Origin of the sequence: Micromonospora sp. WMMD812, from assembly GCF_027497215.1 — a bacterium.
Lineage (GTDB): Bacteria > Actinomycetota > Actinomycetes > Mycobacteriales > Micromonosporaceae > Micromonospora.
In genome coordinates, this window is the sequence record NZ_CP114904.1 from 6544474 (window position 1) to 6563551 (window position 19078).

General features: G+C 75.5%; 15 protein-coding genes. 10 read left to right on the top strand and 5 right to left on the bottom strand.

Annotated features, from left to right (window positions below; genetic code table 11):
* Window positions 1–885 carry a hypothetical protein gene (locus tag O7603_RS30290; protein ID WP_281573125.1) on the top strand — a complete coding sequence of 295 codons (885 nt, stop codon included), beginning with the start codon at window positions 1–3 and terminating at the stop codon, window positions 883–885.
* Window positions 886–1042: 157 nt separating this feature from the next.
* Here O7603_RS30290 and O7603_RS30295 read toward each other — a convergent pair whose 3' ends face one another.
* On the bottom strand, window positions 1043–2497 hold the full coding sequence (locus tag O7603_RS30295; RefSeq protein WP_281573126.1) for an MFS transporter: 1455 nt from the start codon (window positions 2495–2497) through the stop codon (window positions 1043–1045).
* Between the two features lie 359 nt (window positions 2498–2856).
* On the opposite strand from O7603_RS30295, the gene O7603_RS30300 reads away from it, so the two are divergent.
* Window positions 2857–3438, top strand: coding sequence for a TetR/AcrR family transcriptional regulator (locus O7603_RS30300; protein WP_281573127.1), 582 nt, complete (start codon window positions 2857–2859; stop codon window positions 3436–3438).
* 98 nt (window positions 3439–3536) lie between these two features.
* Here the strand turns inward: O7603_RS30300 and O7603_RS30305 are convergent, their stop codons facing one another.
* The gene (locus tag O7603_RS30305) at window positions 3537–4952 is read right to left on the bottom strand and encodes an alkaline phosphatase PhoX (protein WP_281573128.1); all 1416 of its coding nucleotides are present in this window, start codon (window positions 4950–4952) and stop codon (window positions 3537–3539) included.
* 286 nt (window positions 4953–5238) lie between these two features.
* Here O7603_RS30305 and O7603_RS30310 point away from each other — a divergent pair, with 286 nt between their 5' ends.
* The 3 genes from O7603_RS30310 (at window position 5239) to O7603_RS30320 (ending at window position 8859) form a co-directional block, all read left to right on the top strand.
* Complete coding sequence (locus O7603_RS30310) at window positions 5239–6081, top strand: alpha/beta fold hydrolase (protein WP_281573129.1); 843 nt, start codon at window positions 5239–5241, stop codon at window positions 6079–6081.
* A gap of 189 nt (window positions 6082–6270) precedes the next feature.
* Entirely contained in the window at window positions 6271–8457 is a 2187-nt protein-coding gene (locus tag O7603_RS30315; RefSeq protein ID WP_281573130.1) for a M48 family metalloprotease, read from the top strand.
* A gap of 15 nt (window positions 8458–8472) precedes the next feature.
* A complete protein-coding gene (locus O7603_RS30320; RefSeq protein WP_281573131.1) occupies window positions 8473–8859 on the top strand; it encodes a hypothetical protein in 387 nt (128 codons plus the stop codon).
* Window positions 8860–8931: 72 nt separating this feature from the next.
* Here the strand turns inward: O7603_RS30320 and O7603_RS30325 are convergent, their stop codons facing one another.
* Entirely contained in the window at window positions 8932–9804 is an 873-nt protein-coding gene (locus O7603_RS30325) for an aldo/keto reductase (RefSeq protein WP_281573132.1), read from the bottom strand.
* Window positions 9805–10018: 214 nt separating this feature from the next.
* Here O7603_RS30325 and O7603_RS30330 point away from each other — a divergent pair, with 214 nt between their 5' ends.
* A complete protein-coding gene (locus O7603_RS30330; RefSeq protein ID WP_281573133.1) occupies window positions 10019–14116 on the top strand; it encodes a CHAT domain-containing protein in 4098 nt (1365 codons plus the stop codon).
* 64 nt (window positions 14117–14180) lie between these two features.
* Here the strand turns inward: O7603_RS30330 and O7603_RS30335 are convergent, their stop codons facing one another.
* Both O7603_RS30335 and O7603_RS30340 read right to left on the bottom strand, forming a co-directional pair.
* A complete protein-coding gene (locus tag O7603_RS30335) occupies window positions 14181–14801 on the bottom strand; it encodes a hypothetical protein (protein ID WP_281573134.1) in 621 nt (206 codons plus the stop codon).
* Entirely contained in the window at window positions 14798–15124 is a 327-nt protein-coding gene (locus O7603_RS30340; RefSeq protein ID WP_281573135.1) for a hypothetical protein, read from the bottom strand. Before O7603_RS30340 ends, O7603_RS30335 begins: the two co-directional genes overlap by 4 nt.
* Before the next feature lie 329 nt (window positions 15125–15453).
* Here O7603_RS30340 and O7603_RS30345 point away from each other — a divergent pair, with 329 nt between their 5' ends.
* From O7603_RS30345 to O7603_RS30360, 4 genes are all read left to right on the top strand, one after another.
* The gene (locus O7603_RS30345) at window positions 15454–15819 is read left to right on the top strand and encodes a YciI family protein (protein ID WP_281573136.1); all 366 of its coding nucleotides are present in this window, start codon (window positions 15454–15456) and stop codon (window positions 15817–15819) included.
* A gap of 359 nt (window positions 15820–16178) precedes the next feature.
* A complete protein-coding gene (pyk, locus tag O7603_RS30350) occupies window positions 16179–17627 on the top strand; it encodes a pyruvate kinase (protein WP_281573137.1) in 1449 nt (482 codons plus the stop codon).
* Entirely contained in the window at window positions 17624–18511 is an 888-nt protein-coding gene (locus O7603_RS30355) for an acyl-CoA thioesterase II (protein WP_281573138.1), read from the top strand. Before pyk ends, O7603_RS30355 begins: the two co-directional genes overlap by 4 nt.
* A 99-nt stretch (window positions 18512–18610) precedes the next feature.
* Complete coding sequence (locus O7603_RS30360; protein WP_281573139.1) at window positions 18611–19075, top strand: Rrf2 family transcriptional regulator; 465 nt, start codon at window positions 18611–18613, stop codon at window positions 19073–19075.
* Window positions 19076–19078 lie beyond the last annotated feature (3 nt).

Consider the following 19078-nt stretch of genomic DNA (forward strand, 5'->3'; position numbering starts at 1 on the left):
GTGACCTTCGAGGAGTACGCGGCGCTGGCCCGCCAGCTCGCCGAGCACCGCCGGGTCGGCGAGCGGGACGCCGCGGCGGAGACCGAGCGCCGGCGCAACCTGCACGCGGGCGCCGACTACCTGCACCAGCGGCTCACCGCCCAGTGGCAGCGCCTCGACCAGCTCGGTCGGGCGATCGGTGTGCCGCCACCACCCCCGGGACCGGCCGCCGGCCCGCCCTCGACCGTGGCGCCCGGGTCGCCGGCCCCGCCTCCTGGTCCGACCTCCGCCGCCGGCCTCTCGCCGTCGGCCGGCGGGTCGTCGACGGTGGCCGGACCGGGGACGGTGGATGCCGGCGGCGCAGCCGCCGTGCCGGGGCGGCCGGGAGTCGGGGCGTACTCCGAGCTGCCGGTGGGGGCGGCGCGGCTGGCGCTGCCGACGGCGGCGAGCCCGGCGGGCCCCACGGTGCCGGCGCCGCGCGCGGCGGCGGTCGATCCGGCGGTGGAGCTGGAGCGGGCCCGGCGACTGGCCGACGAGGCGGACCGGCACGGGCAGCAGGCCGAGGTGTTGGCCCAGCGGCCGGTGCTGCTGCCCACCTGGTCGCCGCTGGCCCGCGCGGTCGCCGTCTACGCCGGCTGCGGGGCGGCCGCCGGCGTGCTCATGCTGGCCCTGGTGCTCGCCTCCGGGGTCGGTCTGGTCGACGGATTCACCCTCGGCGCGTGGATCTGCGCCGGGCTTCCCGCGCTGGCGTTCTTCGCCGGCTACCTGGTGCTCGGCCGGTGGGGGCGGCCCGCCATGGTCGCCGGCGCCCCGCCGCGCTACCTGCCGCTCGGATTCCTGATCTGCTTCCTGCTGGTCCCGGTCGCCTACTGCGGCTACCTGCTGATCTTCCGTGCGCTGCGCTGATCGCGCACAACCTCAGGGGTTTGCTGCCTCCGGCCGCCGGAAGGCGGCGACATCCCTCAAGTTGTGCGGATCTTCAGCTGGTAGGACGGAACGCCGGACGCCCCGGGCCGCGATGCGGGTCCGGGGCGTCCGGTGGCCGGTCAGGCGAGAACGCTGGTCAGTTCGACGGAACCGGGACCAGGTCGTCCGCGGTCGCGGTGACCGTTGCGGGCGTCGTGTTCCGGCGCCGTGCCCGGCGGCCGGAGGGGACCGCGAGGGCCGCCACCGCTGCGGCGATGGAGATCGCGGTGAGCAGCAGGAAGCCCATGGTGAAGCCGGCCTCGCGGGGCAGCCCGCTCGCCTGCGGGTGGGCGGTGATCACCCCACTGACCACCGCGGCGCCGATCGCGCCGCCGATGGTGCGGATGTTGGCGTTCATGCCGGTCGCCACGCCGGTCTGGGAGGGCGGCACGTTCGCCACGATCAGGTTGGCCATCGACGCGAAGGCCAGCCCGATGCCGAGGCCGACCAGACCACCGGCGATGGCGATCTCCAGACGGGTGTCGTGGGCGACGGTGAGCATCGCCGCGGCGAGCACGTTGAACACCGCGCCGGTGGCGAGCTGCGCCTTGGCGCTGAACCGGGACTCCAGCCGGCCGGCGACGAGGCCGGCGACGAACATGGCCACCAGCATGGGCAGCATCAGCAGACCGGCCTGGCTGATGCTCGCGCCGAAGCCGTAGCCGGCGGCGGTCGGCGTCTGCACGAACTGCGGCAGGAAGGCGTACACCGAGAACATCGACGCGCCGTAGAGCAGGGCGACCAGGTTGGTCGTCCAGACGCCGGGCAGGCGCATCATCCGCATGTCGATGAGCGGGTTCGCGGAGCGGATCTCCGCGACCAGCCAGCCGATCAGCAGCACCACCGCGAGAGCCAGCAGTCCGAGCACCCGGCCGGAGGTCCAGCCCCAGGCCGCACCCTTGCTGATCGGCAGCAGCAGCGCGACCAGCCAGCCGGAGAGCAGCAGGGTGGCCAGCCAGTTGATCCGGCCGGGCGTACGCACCGGCGACTCGGGCACGAACAGGTGCGCCGCGAGGGCGGTCAGCCCGACGACGGCCATCGGGATCCAGAACAGCCAGCGGTAGCCGAGGACGGTGACGATCGGGCCGGCGAGCACGACGCCCAGGCCGCCGCCGGCGGCGACGATCGCCGAGATCGCCGCGACGGCCGAGCTGACCCGCGCGACGGGGAACTCGTCGCGGATGATGCCGAACGACAGCGGGAAGACGGCGCCGCCGATGCCCTGGATGACCCGGGCGATGATCAGCACGCCGATGTTGGGCGCGATCGCCGCCAACAGGCAGCCGAGCGCGAGCGCGGCGAGGGAGACGACCAGCATCCGTTCCTTGCCGACCATGTCGCCGACCCGGCCGAGGATCGGCGTGAAGATCGACGCGGAGAGCAGGTACGCGGTCAGCACCCAGGTCACGGTGTTCTGGGAGGTGTGCAGGTCGTGCTGGATCGTGGGCAGCACCGGGGTGATCAGCGACTGGAGCATCGCGAAGAAGCCGGCGCCGGCCGCGAGCACGAGGAAGGTCAGCCGACGCGAGCCGCGTCGGGTGGTCTCTGTCACGGAGGGAACTCCAATGGGTACGGGTGGGACGGCGGTCGCGAGTGCCTCAGGCACCCGGCCGGCCCGGGGTGGGGAAGGCGGGCATGGCCGCTCGCGCGGGTCCGGCGGCGGCCCGTGGGGGCGCGGCCGGGGGGACCTGGCGGCGGTGGCGGCGGGAGCTGCCGGTGTCGAGCCAGTTTTCGGGCATGGCGGCCTCCTTGGTCGGTGTGTCCGTTTCGCCGGTCCGTCTGGGTGGGCCGGCGCGCGAATCCCGGCGTAAGCTATCCGGAGGCACGGCTCCGGTCAGTTTCGGAGGAGTGCCTCCACTAAGCTAGCGGAGGGGTGCCTCCGGTTGCAACCGAAGCGAGGTGACGCGCGTCATGACCGGCGCCGAGCAGCTGGGTGAGGTCTTCCTGCGGCGTCCCAAGCGGGCCGATGCCCGGCGGAACTACGACTCCCTGATCGCCGCGGCCCGGGAGGTGTTCGCCGAATCCGGGTCGGGCGCGTCGCTGGAGGAGGTCGCCCGGCGGGCCGGGGTCGGCATCGGCACCCTCTACCGGAACTTCCCCAGCCGGCGGGACCTGTTCGAGGCGGTCTACGTCGAGGAGGTCCAGGCGCTCAGCCGCTCCGCCGCCGACCTGGCCGACCTGCCCCCGTGGGACGCGCTCGTCGCCTGGTTGCACCGCTTCGTCGCGTACGTCGCCACCAAGCGGGCGCTCGCCGAGGAGCTGGTGCACGACTCCGAGGTGTTCCGCAGCTGCCGGATCGAGATCTACGCCGCGGGTGAGCCGCTGTTGCGGCGGGCCCAGGAGGCCGGCGCGGCCCGGCCGGACGCCAGCTTCGAGGACGTCGTGCGGCTGATCAGCGGCATCACGGCGTACCAGTTCATGGAGCCGGCCCAGCGGGACCGGGTGCTGGCGATGGCCCTCGACGGGCTGCGGTACGGGACCGGGTCGCGCTGAGGACCCGGGCCGCGCTGGCGCAGGCCGGATCGCGCTGACGCGGCCGCGCCCACGACCCGGACCGCGCTGGCGTCGTGCCGGCGGCCGCCGGGTCGCGGTCAGGCCTCGGCGATGTGGGCGTTGCCCGGCCGGCCCCACGGACCGGTGATGGCGAAGACGTAGCCGGGCGACTGGATGTTGGCGAACAGGATCGTGCCGTCCGCGCTGAACGTCGGGCCGGTGAAGCCGCTGTGGTTCAGCTCGTTGCGCGCCAGCGGGTACGCCGTGCCCTGCGTGGTCACACCGACCAGCTGGGAGACACGCTGGCCGTCCTCGGCCAGGATCACCCCGCCGTGGGGCGAGACGGTGACGCGGTCCGGACCGTGGTGCCCGTCGGCGCCCGGGTCGACGATCCCGCCGAAGACCGTCGTCAGGGTGACGGTCTCGCTCCTCGGGTCGTAGAACCAGACCTGGCCGTCGTGCTCGCGGACGCCGCCGTCGTCGTGGCGGGCGTAGCCGGCCACGAGGTACGTGCCGCCGTCGGCCCACCAGGCGCCCTCGACCTGGTGGCTGCGGGTCACCTGCTCGGCGGTGAACTGCTCGCGCACCGAGACGGTCGTCGCGTCCCGGTCCGGCACGTCCGCCCAGGTCACCGCGTACCGGGTGCCCGGCTCGGTGGCCTCGGCCAGGTCGGCGACGTGCCGGCCGCCGTGCCAGCAGCTCATCGCCTCGAGGCTGCCGACGGTGTCACCGTCCGGGCGCTGGGCGAGGGCACGCAGCGCCCCCTTGCCGCCCCGGAATCCGGCCGGCGGGGTCCACCGGTAGTAGAGCCCGCTCGGCCCGCCCGCGTCCTCGGTCAGGTAGATCGAGTGGGTGTACGGGTCGACGGCCACCGCCTCGTGCGCGTAGCGGCCGAGGAACCTCAGTGGGATCGGGTCCAGGTTGTGGGACGGGTCGTGCGGGTCCACCTCGAACACGTAGCCGTGGTCCTTGAGGTACATGCCGCCGGCGCGCTGGTCGGTCTCCTCGCAGGTGAACCAGGTGCCCCACGGCGTGCTGCCGCCGGCGCGGTTGTGGTGCGTGCCGGCCACGCTGACGTACTCCCGCACCCGGCGGCCCTTCGCGTCCACCTCGATGGTGGTGGTGCCGCCGCGCGCGCCCGGGTCGTAGGTGAGCCCGGCCAGCGCCGGCACCGGGAACGGCTCGCTACCGCCGATCTTGTGGTTGTTGACCAGCACCGAGCCTTTCCGGCCGAGGAAACAGCCGGTGCCGTCGGCGTCGCTCGGGGTCGGCTGCCCGGACTCCAGCCTGGTCACGCCGGCCTGGGCCACGATCGTGTACGAGAAGCCGGGCGGCAGCGCCAGCAGGCCGGCGGGGTCCGGCACCAGCTCGCCGTAGCCGACCGCCGGGCGGGCCGCTGCCCGGACCGCAGTCGGTCCCGCGATCGCCTCCAGGCTGCCGGCCACCGCGATGCCGAGGCCGCCGGGCGCGCCGCCGCGCAACAGTCCGCGGCGCGAGAGGGGAGAGGTGGTCACGATGTCGCCTTCCTGTTCGCGGTGATCGGGTGCCGCGGAGCAAAGGCAAGTGACATCGGGGGAACGGCGGTTGCCACGGCGCGGGTCGACGGGTGAACAGCGGGCCAACCCTCGGCGCGGGTCCGGCCCGATATGCCGGATCGTGCGTCCGCCGGGACATCAGGTTACTGCTGCGTAACTTGTCATTGACGTTTCTAAATTGTTAACCGCATCATCGTCTCACGGTCGATCGGACACCCCACCCGTCCCCCCGGTTCGCCGGGTGCCTCCCGTCGGAGGTGCAGCCATGCTGCTCCGAAAGACCGCCCTGACCCTCGCCCTGACCACCGCCGCCGTCCTGCTCGCGCCGGCCGCCACCGCCGCCGCCGCGCCGCGCGACGCCACCGCCTCCGCCGCGCCGCACGACGCCACCGCCTCCGCCGCGCCGCACGACGCCACCGCCCCGCCGCCCGTCGTGGCCACCGCCGCGGCCGCCAGCCCGGTCATCGTGGTCGGTGGACTCAGCGGCATCGCCGCCGCGTACGAGCCGCTCGCCGCGCGGCTGCGTGGCGACGGTCTCCGGGTCTTCGTCTACCAGTTGCCGGGGCTCGGGCTCGGCGACATCCCGACCTCCGCCCGCTCCTTCGCCGGCTACGTCGCCCAGGTCCGGGCCGCCACCGGCGCGACCACCGTCGACCTGGTCGCCCACTCCGAGGGCGGTCTGGTCTCCCGCTACTACCTCAAGCGTCTCGGCGGCGCCGCCGCCGTCGGACGCTACGTCAGCCTGGGCACCCCGCAGTACGGCACGTACGTGGCGAACATCCTGCAGTTCCTCGGCCTGGGCAGCTGCGCCGGCGTCGTCGCCTGCCAGCAGATGACGATCGGGTCCGCCTTCCTCGCCGACCTGAACGCCGGCGACGACACCCCCGGCGCGGTGCGCTACACCACCGTCCGAACCGTGCAGGACGAACTCGTCCGGCCGACGCAGAACGCCACGCTCGCCGACGGCGCCACCAACGTGCTGATCCAGGCGTACTGCCCGCTGCGGTTGGTGGGGCACCTCGGGCTGGTGCTCGACGGCACCACGTACACCGTCATCCGTGGCGCGCTGGCCGACGCCGGCGTCAACCCCAACTGCTTCGCGCTCTGACCGGCCCGCGGGCGGGGCGGGGACTCCCGCCCGGCCCGCGTCCGCCGGCCCACGGGAGCACGGCCGACCGTCGGGTGGCCGACTCCGCACGGGATCGGGTCTGACAGACATCGGACGCGCTCGATAATCTGCTCCGGCTGTCCATTCTCGACTGCGCGGGTACGCGCGGACCCGCCGAGGAGCCCCGACATGAGCGAATCTCCCGCGGCGGCGCCGGCCGTCGAACCGCCGGCTGACGGGAACCCGGCCGGCGGTGGCATCTCGAACCGCCCACCTGGCTACCCGAGCGCGCTGGTCTGGCTGCGCGCCGGGATCCTGCGCGACTGGCGCGGCGTGCTCGGCGCCTTCGTCGCCACCTGGTTCTACCTGCCCCTCGCGCTGCTGGCCGCGGTGTCATCCGGTCTCACCCTCGCGGCAGTGGGCCTGTTCACCGGTGGCCTCGGCGCCGACGACCAACTGCCCGCGGTGGTCCGCGACACCCCGCTGGTCGGCAGCCTGCTCGAGGCGTTCCTCAGCCGCTCGGGCGGCGTGCTCGGCGGCTTCGTCGGCTTCGCGGTCGGCTTCCTCGCCGGGTTCCTCGGCGTGCTGCTGCTGCCCTGGCGGTCCACCCTCGACGAACCCCTCGCCCTCCTCACCGGCCTCCTGGGCATGGTGGTCGCGGCCGCCCTGATCGGGGTGCTCTACACGCTCTACCGGGTGCTACTGGAACCCCGGCTGCTGGTCGTCTCCGGCGCGCGGGAGCTCAGCCGGCGGGAGGAGGACCGGCTCCGGCCCCTCCTGGCGGACTGTGCCCGCCGGCTCGGCCTGCCCTCCCTGCCGCGGCTGCTCATGGAGGACGACCCGGTGCTCACCAACGCCCGGACCTACGCCCGGCACATCGTGGTGACCACCGCGGTGCTCACCGAGCCGGACGAGGAGATCGCCGCGCTGCTCAGCCACGAGCTGGTCCACTGGCGCACCGGGGACGAGGTCACCAGCGCGTTCGTCCGGGGGGTCGCGCTGCCGCTGACCCTCGTGCACGCCGTACCGGCGTGGCTGACGCGCACGTTCCCGCACCCCGCCACCAACTTCGTGGTCTTCCTGCTGTTCTGGCCGGTGCTGCTGACCATGCGCTACGTCGTGTTGCCGCTGCACGCGAGGGACGTGCGGGCGGCCGAGTACCGGGCCGACCTCGGCGCGGTGCTCGCCGGCCACGTCGAGGGCATGCGCAGCGTCCTGGAGCGGCGCAGGTCGTTCGAGACCGGCCGCAGCGGCTGGGACGAGGCGGTCTGCGCCACCCACCCGCCGCACGAGCTGCGGCTGGACCGGCTCGACCGTGCCTCCGCGCCGGCCGTCGCCGGGCCGGTGCCCGCCCCGGTCACCGCGGAAGCGCTCTTCGGCCGGCCCGGGGCGATCGGCACCCCGCGGAGCTGGCTCGTGGTCGGCCTCGTGGTGCTCGCCCTCTGCGTGGGCGCCAGCGGGCTCGGCGCGGTGCAGTGGGCCTTCTTCCGGCCGCAGTCGGCGGTCGAAGGGTTCTTCTCGGCACTGGCCGACCGCGACAGCGACGCCGCCCTCGACCGGCTGACACCCGAGGCGCGCGCGGCGGTGGCCAACCGCGAACAACTCGCCGCCATGCTGCGGGCCGAGGGCTACCAGCCGCCGACCGACGTCGACGTGACCGCCATCGAGCGCGACGGCGACGAGGCCACGGCCACGGTCTCCTACCGGTTGGGCGGTGCCGAGCAGACGGCCGAGCTGGCGCTGCGCCGGGACGACGCGGCGACCGCCGGGCTCTTCCACGGCTGGCACGTGGTCGAGGGCCTCTTCCCGCTGGACGTCCCGCCGGGGCGCGCCGGGCTGGCCCTCAACGGGGTGGCGATTCCGCCCACCACCGAGAGCGGCGCGAGGCTCGCCCTGCTGCCCGGCACGTACACCGCCACCGGGGAGGGCAGTGCGCTCGGCGAGGTGCCGCCGGAGACGGTGCAGGTGGCGCCGGGCGAGAGCACGGGAAGCACGCTCGGCCTGGCTCCGGTCATGAAGCCGACCGCGGGCACGGCGGCGGAGGAGCGCGTCCGCGCGCACCTCGACGAGTGCGCGAAGCAGACGGTCGCCGCGCCGCCGGGCTGCCCGTTCCGCTACTACACCGGTGGCACGATCCAGAAGATCACCTGGACGATCCTCGAGTACCCGCGCGTCGCCGTCGAGCTGACCGGTCCCGCCACCGCGCAGGTCAGCACCCCGTACGAGTCCCGCGGAAAGGTACGCGCCACCGGCAGCAGCACCTCCTACTTCGGCAGCAGCGCGCCGTTCACCGACGAGCAGGAGATCACCGTGGCGGGCGTGATCACCGCCGAGGGCGACACCCTCACCTTCCGGCCCGCCGGCCTCGACGACTGAAACCGGAGGTACGACGTGACCGACGTGACCGGTGCCGCCCGGGAGCCGGTGCGGCTGACCATCAACCCCCGGCACCCCCGGCCGCCCCAGGTCGCCCTGCTGGACTGGATCCACCGCCGGGCCGAGTACCGGCCCGTCGTGCGCCGCTCCGGCGGTGGCGGCGGCCGGCCCGGCTTCAGCGACGCCGTGATCATCGCGGTGCTCGCGCAGGGGCTGCTGCCCGGGCTGTTCAACCTCGTGCAGAGCTGGGTCGACCAGCAGCGCACCGAGGCGAGCATCCGGATCCAAAGCGGCGACACCGAGGTCGAGTTGCAGGTCAACGGGCGGACCGACTCGGCCCGCCTGTTGGCGCAGGCGACCGAGGCGCTGCGCGCCGCCCGCGAGGCGGGCACCGGGGGCTGATCCGACTCCCGGCCACGGCACGCCGGGGGTCGGGTCACGGCTGTCGGCGGCGGACGCCGGCGTCGTGACCGGTCAGGCCGCCTTCGCCAGCGCCTCGAACTCCTCGTCGGTGAGCCGCACCTCGGCCGCCGCGACGTTCTCCTCCAGGTGCCCCACCGAGGACGTACCGGGAATCGGGAGCATCACCGGCGACCGGCGCAACAGCCAGGCGAGCGCGAGCTGCGCGGCGCTCGCGCGGTGTTCGGCGGCGATGGCGTCCAGCGGCCCGCCGGGACGGGCCAGGTTGCCGGTGGCGATCGGGAACCACGGGATGAACGCCAGGTCGTTGCGCTCGCAGTGCTCCAGCACCGGCTCGGCGCTGCGGTCCGCCAGGTTGTAAAGGTTCTGCACCGAGACGATGGGCGTGATCTGCCGGGCCGCGTCGACCTGGTCGACGGTCACCTCGGACAGGCCGATGTGCCGGATCTTGCCCTCCTGCTTGAGCAGCGCCAGCTCGCCGAGCTGGTCGGCGAGCGGCACCGTCGGGTCGATCCGGTGCAGCTGGTAGAGCGGGATGCAGTCCAGACCGAGGTGGCGCAGGCTCAGCTCGCACTGCTGGCGCAGGTACTCCGGGCGGGCCAGCGGGCGCCAGTCACCGGGCCCGGCCCGGGTGAAGCCGGCCTTGGTCGCGATGACCAGGTCGTCGGCGTACGGGTGCAGCGCCTCGCGGATCAGCAGTTCGGAGACGAAGGGCCCGTACGAGTCGGCGGTGTCGATGAACGTCACCCCCAGCTCCACCGCCCGGCGCAGCACCCGCACCGCCTCGGCCGGGTCCTTCGGGTCACCCCACACGCCCGGGCCGGTGATCTGCATCGCCCCGTAGCCGAGCCGGTCGACCTGGACGTCGCCCCCGATCCGGTAGGTGCCGGACGCCTTCGCGGGCTGGGTGCTGGTGGTGTCTGCCATCGGTGAATCCCCCAAACGTCGTCCTCAGCGGCCAAATCTAGTCACCGTCGGCGCGGCGTGCCGGCGAACGGCCGGGACGACGGGCCCCGGCCCGGCGGAGGCGACCGGCAGCTCGGGCACCGCACCGCCGGTCCGGGTCGGCTACGCGCTAGCGCCCGGCCCGCCCGTTCTGCTACCTCTGATCGAGGTCGATGCGTTCGACGGGGGAGGCGGGATGTGGCGACGGTTCCGGTCGGACCCGGTGCGGCGGCTCCGCGAGCGGTTGGACGGCTTCGGCGCCACGATGGACGCCCGGCGGGTCCTCGACGCCGACGCGATCCAGGACGCGGAGGCGGTCATCGACCTGGTGACCCGTACGCCCCCCGAGCAGCCGATGCCGGAGCACGTCGCCGAGGGGATCTTCCTCCTCGCCTGCCTGTTCTGGTACCGGTACCAGATCCTGCCGTCGGGTGAGGACGCCGACGACCTCCGGCACGCCGTCCGGTTCACCGAGGTCCTGCTGCGGTTCGCGCCGGAGCGGGTGCCACCGTCGCTGCTGGCCATGCTGCACGCGCACCAGCTGCCGGCCACCGGCACGCGGATCCCGACCCCGCGCGCCGGCGACGGCGCGGGGCGGACCTCCACCGCGCGCGTGGGCGCCGACGGGCGTGCCGGCGCCGGCGAGGCGGCGGAACTGTTCCTGGAGGCCGTCGCGCTGATGGGCGGCGCCGAGCGGTCCGGCGACTACCGGGCGGCCGACCGCGCCGAAGGGCTGCTGCGGCGGGCGCTGGCCGTCACCCCGGCCGGTACGCCCGAGCGCCTGCACTTCCTCTCCGCGCTCGGCCGGGTGCACCGCGACCAGTTCCTCCACCACAACCGGCGCCGGTCCCTCGAGGCGGCGATCGACGCGCACCGGGAGAGTCTGGAGTCGACCCCGGCCGGTGACCCGGAGCGGCCGACCCGGCTGTTCCACCTCGGCAACGTGTTGGGCGACCGGTACGAGCTGGCGGGCGATGCGGCCGCGCTGGACGAGGCGATCCAGCTGCTCGGCGATGCCGTCCGGCTGGCGCCGGCGGGTTCGCCGATCGTCGCGATGGCCCGGGTCAACCTGGGGCAGCGACTGCGGGAGCGGTGGCGGCGGCGGGGCGACCGGGCCGACCTCGACCGGGCGGCGGAGGCACTCGCGCTCGCGGCGCGGTCCGGGGTGGACCCGCGGGTCGCCGCGGTCTACGGCGCGGTGGCCGCGGAGCGGTTCCTGCAGAGCGGCGAGGACAGCGACCTAGACGCGGCGATCGCGGCCAACCGGGCCGCGCTGGCCGACGGGGATCTCGCCGGCGAGCTGGCCGCCGTCGCCCGGGCCAGCCTGGCGTCGCTGTTGGGGGAGCGGCATGACCGGCGCGGCGACCCGGCCGACCTGGACGCGGCGATCGAGGCGTACCGGGCGGCGGCGGCCGACGCGCCCCGGCTCGCCGGGCCGGACGCGGCCGAGCTGCGGCACGTCGTCGGTAAGCTGCTGGAGTCGCGCTACGCGCTGCGCCGGCGCGCCGCCGACCTCGCCGAGGCGCTCCGGCTGCTCCGGGAGGGGGTGGCGGCCGCCGCCGGCGACCCGGTCGAGCGGGCGGTGCGTCTCGGCGACCTCGGCTACACCCTCGGCCGCTGGCACGCCGACCTGGAGGGGCTGCCCACGATGCGGGAGGCCCGGGCCGCGTTGGTCGAGGCGGAACGCCTGCTCCCGCCCGGGCATCCGAAGCGCCCGGGCCTGTGGAACAACCTGGGCCATCAGCTGTACGAGCTGGCCGACCGGGCGGGCGAGCCCGAGCTGCTGGAACCGGCCGTGGCGGCGCACCGCTCCGCCGTCGCCGGCAGCCCGGCGGACGCGCCGATGCTGCCCCGGTACCTGGCCAACCTGGGGCGGGCGTTGCAGGCGCTGTTCGCCCGCACCCAGGACCTGGCGACGCTCGCCGAGGCGGTCGCGGTGCTGCGCCGGGCGGTGGAGTCGACCCCACCCGGGCACCCGGACCGGCTGGCCGCGCTGACCAACTACGGCTCCGTCCTGAACCGGCGGGTCGAGTTGGCCGTCGACGGCGCGCTGCCGGACGCGGGTCGGGGCGGACCCGACGCCGTACGGGTCGCCGCCGACGCCGAGCGGGACGCGCGGACCGCGGTCACCATGCTGCGCGAGGCGGCCGAGCTGGCGCGGCGGGAGGCGACACCCGAGGAGCACCTGACCGTGGTCGGCACGCTGACCGTCGCCCACCTGCTCCGGCACCAGCTCACCGGCGATGCCGCCGCGCTCGACGAGGCGATCACCGTCGCGCGGTCCATGGAGGCGCTGCCAGGGTCGGTGGCGGACCGGTACCGCCTGCTCACCAACCTGGGCAACGCGCTGGCGCTGCGTTTCCGGGCGACCCGGTCCGGTCGGGACGCGGTGGACCTGCTGGCCGCGCACCGCGCGGCGGTCGCGGTCCTGCCCGCCGACCACCCGGACCGGACGATGTGCCTGATCAACCTCGCGCACGCGATCGAGACGGTCGCCCGCCCACCCGACGACGCCCCGGAGCCGGCTCGCCCGACCGACACCGCCGCCGTCCCCGGGGTGGACCGCGCCGAGGCGATCGCCGCGCTGCGGGAGGCGGCCGCGGTCGAGGCCGCACCGTCACTGCTGCGGGCGACCGCCGCGGCGGCGTACGCGTCGCGCGCCGAGGAGGCCGGTGACCTGGCGGGGGCCCTCGACGGCTACGACACCGCGATCGGGCTGATCGACCTGGTCGCCTGGCACGGCATGGACCCCGACGACCAGGGTCGCCTGCTCGGGCGGTTCCCCGGCATGGCCAGCGACGCCGCGGCGGTCGCGATCGCGCTCGACCGGCCGGAGCGGGCCGTGGAGCTGCTCGAGTACGGCCGCGGGGTGCTGCTGACCCGCGCCCACGACGCCGGCGCCGACCTGGCGGCCCTGCGCGAGCGGGCGCCCCGGCTGGCCGACCGGCTCGCCGGTCTCCAGGCCGAGCTGGACGGCTTCGGCCCGGCCGGCGTGCCGGCGGCTCCCGGTGGTGCGCCCGGTGTGTTCGCCGGGGCGGTGGAGGGCTCGGAGCGCCGCCACGACCTGGCCACCCGCCGGCGCGAGGTGCTCGCCGAGATCCGCGAACTGCCGGGCTTCGCCGGCTTCCTGCGTCCGCCGCGCTTCGCCGAGCTGGCCGACGCGGCCGTCGCCGGCCCGGTCGTGCTGGTCAACGTGGCCGCCCGGCGCTGCGACGCGCTGGTGGTCAGCCCCGGGCGGGTCGAGACGGTGCCGCTGCCGGACCTGACCGACCCGGAGCTGGTCGCCCGCGCCGTCACCTGCCTGACGGCCCTGGCCGAGCTGACCGGCGGGCCGGCGGGCGGCGCGGCGGCCGGCGGCGGTGCGGCGGCCGGCGAGAACGCGCCGGTCGGTCCGGCGGACACCGAGCGGCGTCGCGCGGCGGCCCGCCGCCGGATCGCCGAGACGCTGGACTGGCTGTGGCGGGTGGTCGCCGCCCCGGTGCTCGACGCGCGCGGACCGGCCGCCACGCCATCCGCTGCCGGTGGGACCGGCCAGCCCCGGTGGTGGTGGTGCCCGACCGGCGTGCTCACCCTGCTGCCGCTGCACGCCGCCGCCCCGCTCGACGGCGGGGACGGGGTTCTCGACCGGGTCGTGCCCTCGTACACCGCGTCGCTGCGCGCGCTGCGCCGCGCCCGGCGCGGGATCCCGGCCGACCCGACGCCGGTCACCTCCGCGCTGGTCGTCGGGATGCCCCAGACGCCCGGGCTGGCCGATCTGCCCGGGGTGGCGCGCGAGGAGGCGATCGTGCGCCGGCACGTCGCGCACGTGACGGCGCTGACCGGCCCGGCGGCGACCCCCGCGGCGGTGCTCGCCGCGCTGCCCGAGCGGCCGGTGGCCCACCTGTCCTGCCACGGCACCCAGGACCTCGCGGCGCCGGCCCGGGGCCGACTGACGCTGGCCGGCGGGCCGCTGCACGTCCGGGACCTGTGGCGCCCGGCCGGCGCGTCGGCCGCGCTCGCCGTCCTCTCCGCCTGCGACACGGTACGGGGCGGCGCGACCCTGCGGGACGAGGCGCTCACCCTGGGCACCGCGTTCCAGCTCGCCGGCTTCCGGCACGTGATCGGCGCTCTCTGGTCCATCTCGGACGCACTGACCGTGCAGCTCTGCGCGGAGTTCTACGCCGGGCTGGCCGTGCCCGGCGGCATCGACCCGGAGCGCGCCGCGCCGGCCCTGCACCGCGCGGTACGTCAGCTGCGCGCCGCGCTGCCCGGGCTACCGGACCTCTGGGCCGGCTACGTCCACATCGGCCCGTGACCGTCGCCGGCCGGCAGGTCGACGTGACCGGCGCCCGGGCGCGGCAACCGGCTCGACGAGGCGCTCATGCTCTGCCGGCCAGCAGCACCGGCCCGCACGTCGCGGCGGCCGGGACACCCGACACGCAGGTCGGGCCGACCGCGCGGTGAGCGGCCGGGACGCTCGCCCCGCCCGCCGGGGCACCGGTGGCGCCCGCCGGGGTGACCGCGCCGTGGGCGGCCGGGCCGGGGCGACCCGGCGCGTACCAGGTCACTCCGACGGCCGCGACCAGCAGGGCGGTGCAGAGCAGCACCAGCCGCACTCCGGCACGCAGCGACCGGGCCGCGGCGAGGGCCTCCCGATGGTCGCCGAGCGGCGCCGGGGGCAGCGCGGCCACCGCCGTCACCGACAGCGGCCCGTGCGCCGCCCGCAGCAGCGCCAACGCCCCGGCGACCCCGGCCGCGACGGCGGCCAGCAGCAGCACACCGACCAGGGCGCCCCAGCCCCGGGCGAGCGTGCCGACGTCGGAGCGGCCCCGGATCAGGCTGAACCCGACCAGCGCGACCAGCAGGCCGCCGAGCCCGTTGCGCCAGGCCAGCGCGGCGGCGCGGACCCGGGCCAGCTCGTCGCGGAGCAGCCCGGCCAGCTGCTGGGCCCGGCGCAGGTCGGCGACGGTCGCCGGCGGCCCGGGACGCAGCCGGATCACCGCTCCACCTCCAGCAGCAGCGTCCAGTACGCGCCGCAGCCGCTCAACGCCGCCGGCTGGCCCGGATGCGCGGCGTCGCAGGTGCATAACACGGTCCGGTAGTCGCCGCCGGCGGGCGCCGGAGGCCCGTCGTGCTTGTAGACCTCGTCGACGATCGGGCAGGTGATCGGGTGCCGGCAGCGCGGACAGTCCCCGCTGAGCAGCACCGCGGGCCCGAACTCCCGCACGGTGAAGGTCTGCGCCGCCCGGGCGGCGTACCCGTCGTCGGTCACCTCGGCGTACGGCAGCGGGCCCGCACCCGCCGTCGGCTCGCGATCCTGCACCCCTGCGCCCCCCGATCCCGGCCGGTACGGACCGTCCACGGTAGTCGCCGGCCGCCCTCCGGTCACCCGGCGCCGGGACGGGCCGGCGCGGCGCGCGTCGGGGCGGGCCGTCCACCGGCGGCGTGAGGCGGGCCGCCCACCGGCGGCGTGGGGGCGGGCCGGTCAACCCGGCAGCGGGGCCGGAACCGCCCAGGCCGGGGGCAACCGGGCGGGCCGCCGCGACGGGATTGGCCGAGCATCCGGTGCGTCGTCGCGGCCCGTGCGACGCTGGGCGCGTGCCGGCGGTGGGTGGTCACCCCGTCCGGCGCCACGGCGGGAGGGGGCAGCCAATGACGGGAGTGCCGCAGCTCGACTTCGCGCTCGACACGTACGAGTGCATCGTGCTCTATCCCGGCGCGTCCGGGCGGGCCCTGCCCGCGGAGACGGTCCAGCGGCTGCAGGCCGAGCACACCGAGCACATGCAGGCGTTGCAGCGACGCGGCATCATCCTCGTCGCCGGCTCGGTGGACGGCCCGGCGCGCAACCCGGAGCCGCCGATCGGGTTCGGGCTGGCCCGGACCGGCTCGGTGGACGACGTGCGCAGCGTGATGGAGGCCGACCCGGCGGTGCAGGCCGGGCTCTACCGGGTGGACGTGATGACGTTCCTCTGCCCCGCCGGGTCGCTGGAGTTCCCGCTGGCCAAGACCCAGAGCTGAGGCCGCCGGAGGCATCGATCGTCGTCGTCAGGGCGACGGCGCCGGGCGCCGGGCGCCGGGCGGCGTTGGCGTCGCGGCAGCGGAGCCCGCCGCCGGGGCGCCCGCGGCCCGGCCTCGCGTCGGCCCGCCGGCGCGGTGGCGGGGAGCGCGACCGGGGCCGGCCACCGGGAGCACCCGGCCGGCCTGCGCCGCAGGAGGCGTACGATTCCCGGCGCGCGGTCGCCGTTGCCCGCCAGCCACAACGTTCCTCGGTGCGGTTCCCCCCGCCGAGCCGCGCGGGCGCCGCGCGACGTTGGACAATTGTTCCGCAGCCCGCAAGGGGTCGGCCCGCAGTCCGACCCGGAAGAGAGACTAGCCTGATGGGCGTGACACGCCGCGCGAAGATCGTCTGCACTCTTGGTCCCGCCACCTCGTCCCCGGAGCGCATCCGAGGGCTCGTCGAGGCCGGGATGAACGTGGCGAGACTCAACTTCAGCCACGGCAGCCACGCCGACCACGAGGCGGTCTACCGGCTGGTCCGCGAGGCGGCCGACGCGGCCGGCCGACCGGTGGCGGTCCTCGCCGACCTGCAGGGGCCCAAGATCCGGCTGGGCAAGTTCGCCGACGGCCCGCACGAGTGGCGCACCGGCGACTCCGTGGTGATCACCGGCGACGACGTCCTCGGCACCAAGGACCGGGTCTCCTGCACCTACCGGAAGCTGCCGCAGGAGGTGAAGCCCGGCGACCGGCTGCTGATCGACGACGGCCGGGTCGCCGTCGAGGTCACCGACGTACAGGGCAACGACATCCGCTGCCTGGTCACCGAGGGCGGCCCCGTCTCCAACAACAAGGGCGTGTCGCTGCCCAACGTCGCGGTGAGCGTCCCCGCGATGTCGGAGAAGGACGCCGAGGACCTGCGCTTCGCCCTGGGGCTCGGTGTCGACATGATCGCGCTGTCGTTCGTCCGCTCCGCCGACGACATCAAGCTCGTGCACAACGTCATGAGCGAGGTCGGGGTGCACCGCCCGGTGCTGGCCAAGGTCGAGAAGCCGGAGGCGGTGGACCACCTGGAGGCCATCGTGCTGGCCTTCGACGGCGTCATGGTCGCCCGCGGCGACCTGGGCGTCGAGCTGCCGCTGGACCAGGTTCCGCTCGTGCAGAAGCGGGCCGTGCAGCTGTGCCGGGAGAACGCCAAGCCGGTCATCGTGGCCACCCAGATGCTCGACTCCATGATCGAGAATTCCCGCCCGACCCGCGCCGAGGCCTCGGACGTGGCGAACGCCGTGCTCGACGGCGCGGACGCGGTGATGCTCTCCGGCGAGACCAGCGTGGGCAAGTACCCGGTGCTCACCGTCAGCACCATGGCCAAGATCGTCACGACGACCGAGGCCGGCTCGATCGCGGTGCCACGGCTCCAGCACGACCCGCGTACGCACGGCGGCGCGCTCACCGTCGCCGCCTCCTCGATCGCCCGCGCCATCGGGGCCAAGGCGCTGGTCGCGTTCTCGCAGACCGGCGACACCGTGAAGCGGCTCAGCCGGCTGCACTGCGACCTGCCGCTGCTCGCCTTCACCCCGGTCCCGGAGGTGCGCAACCAGCTCGCCCTCTGCTGGGGCGTGGAGACGTTCCTGATGCCGTTCGTCGAGCACACCGACGACATGTTCCGCCAGGTCGACCAGGCGCTACTCGGCCTGAACCGGGCCAACCCCGGCGACTACGTGGTGATCGTCGCCGGCAGCCCGCCCGGCACTCCCGGCTCGACCAACACGCTGCGGGTGCACCAGCTAGGTTCCCTGGTCGACGCGGCGTCGGCGCGAGCGCTGCAGTGAGCGACACCCCGAAGGTCGTCGTCGGCCAGGCCGCGGTCGACCAGCTGCTCGAGGTGCTCGACCTCTCGTCGACCGGCGAGATGGCCTTCCGGGGGGTGAGCCCCCCGGTCGGCCCGCAGCGGGTCTACGGCGGCCAGGTCGCCGGCCAGGCGCTGGTCGCCGCCGGCCGCACCGTCGACCCGGACCGGTTCGTGCACTCGCTGCACGGCTACTTCGTCCGCCCCGGCGACCCGGCCGAGCCGATCGACTACCAGGTGGAGAACGTCCGCGACGGCCGGTCCTTCTCGGTCCGCCGGTCGGTGGCCCTCCAGCACGACAAGCCGATCTTCTTCATGTCGGCCTCGTTCCACCGGGCCGAGGAAGGGCTGGACCACCAGGCGCCGGCGCCGCCGGACGTCCCGGGGCCGGAGGACGTGCCGACCATGTCCGAGCGGCTCGCCCGCTACCCGGAGCGGCTGGGCATCTGGGGCCAGATCCCTCGACCGATCGACGTCCGCTACGTCGGGGAGCCCGGCTGGGTACGCCCCGGCGACCGGCCCGCCGACCCCCACCAGCGGGTGTGGATGCGCATCGACGGCAAGCTGCCGGACGACCCGCTGCTGCACGCCTGCGCGCTGACGTACGCCTCCGACCTGACCCTGCTCGACTCGGTGCTCTCGGTGCACGGCGAGGTGTGGGGGCCGGGCGGCGTCGTCGGCGCCAGCCTCGACCACGCCCTGTGGTTCCACCGCCCGTTCCGCGCCGACGAGTGGTTCCTCTACGACTGCTGGAGCCCGTCCGCGTCCGACGCCCGGGGGCTGGCCACCGGCCGGATGTTCACCACCGACGGCCGGCAGATCGCCAGCGCCGTTCAGGAGGGTCTGCTGCGCCGCGTCGGCGCCTGAGCCCGACCGCCCCCGCGCCGCCCGGCCGGGGCGGGGGCGTGATCGATCGGGCGAGGGGCGGCGGGTCGAGCCCCCGACCAGCCGGATAACCTTGCCGGCATGCGTCTCTCCGCGCGGGTCGACTACGCCCTCCGCGCCGTCGCCGAGCTGGCCGCGACCGCCAGCGGCCCGGGGCGGGGCCGGCCGGTCACCGCCGACCAGATCGCCCGGGCTCAGGAGATCCCGCCGAAGTTCCTCGAGAGCATCCTGCTGCAGCTGCGCCGCGGCGGCGTCGTGCACGCCCAGCGCGGCCCGGAGGGCGGCTACTGGTTGGCCCGCCCGGCCGAGGAGATCTCCCTCGCGGAGGTGATCCGCGTGATCGACGGGCCGCTGGCGCACGTGCGGGGGCAGCGGCCGGAGGACCTCGGCTACCACGGGGCGGCCCGCGCCCTGCAGGAGGTCTGGATCGCGTTGCGGGCCAGCGAGCGGGAGGTCCTGGAACTGGTGACCGTGGCCGACGTGGCCGCCGGCACCCTGCCCCGTCGGGTCACCGAGCTGGCCGCCGACCCGCGCGCCTGGACCTGAGCC

Bases quoted from the DNA above. Each gene is read 5' to 3' on its own strand.
- pyk (WP_281573137.1), top strand. From the start codon at position 16,179: ATGGGCGTGACACGCCGCGCGAAGATCGTCTGCACTCTTGGTCCCGCC.
- O7603_RS30310 (WP_281573129.1), top strand. From the start codon at position 5,239: ATGCTGCTCCGAAAGACCGCCCTGACCCTCGCCCTGACCACCGCCGCC.
- O7603_RS30315 (WP_281573130.1), top strand. From the start codon at position 6,271: ATGAGCGAATCTCCCGCGGCGGCGCCGGCCGTCGAACCGCCGGCTGAC.
- O7603_RS30325 (WP_281573132.1), bottom strand. From the start codon at position 9,804: ATGGCAGACACCACCAGCACCCAGCCCGCGAAGGCGTCCGGCACCTAC.
- O7603_RS30300 (WP_281573127.1), top strand. From the start codon at position 2,857: ATGACCGGCGCCGAGCAGCTGGGTGAGGTCTTCCTGCGGCGTCCCAAG.
- O7603_RS30360 (WP_281573139.1), top strand. From the start codon at position 18,611: ATGCGTCTCTCCGCGCGGGTCGACTACGCCCTCCGCGCCGTCGCCGAG.
- O7603_RS30345 (WP_281573136.1), top strand. From the start codon at position 15,454: ATGACGGGAGTGCCGCAGCTCGACTTCGCGCTCGACACGTACGAGTGC.
- O7603_RS30330 (WP_281573133.1), top strand. From the start codon at position 10,019: ATGTGGCGACGGTTCCGGTCGGACCCGGTGCGGCGGCTCCGCGAGCGG.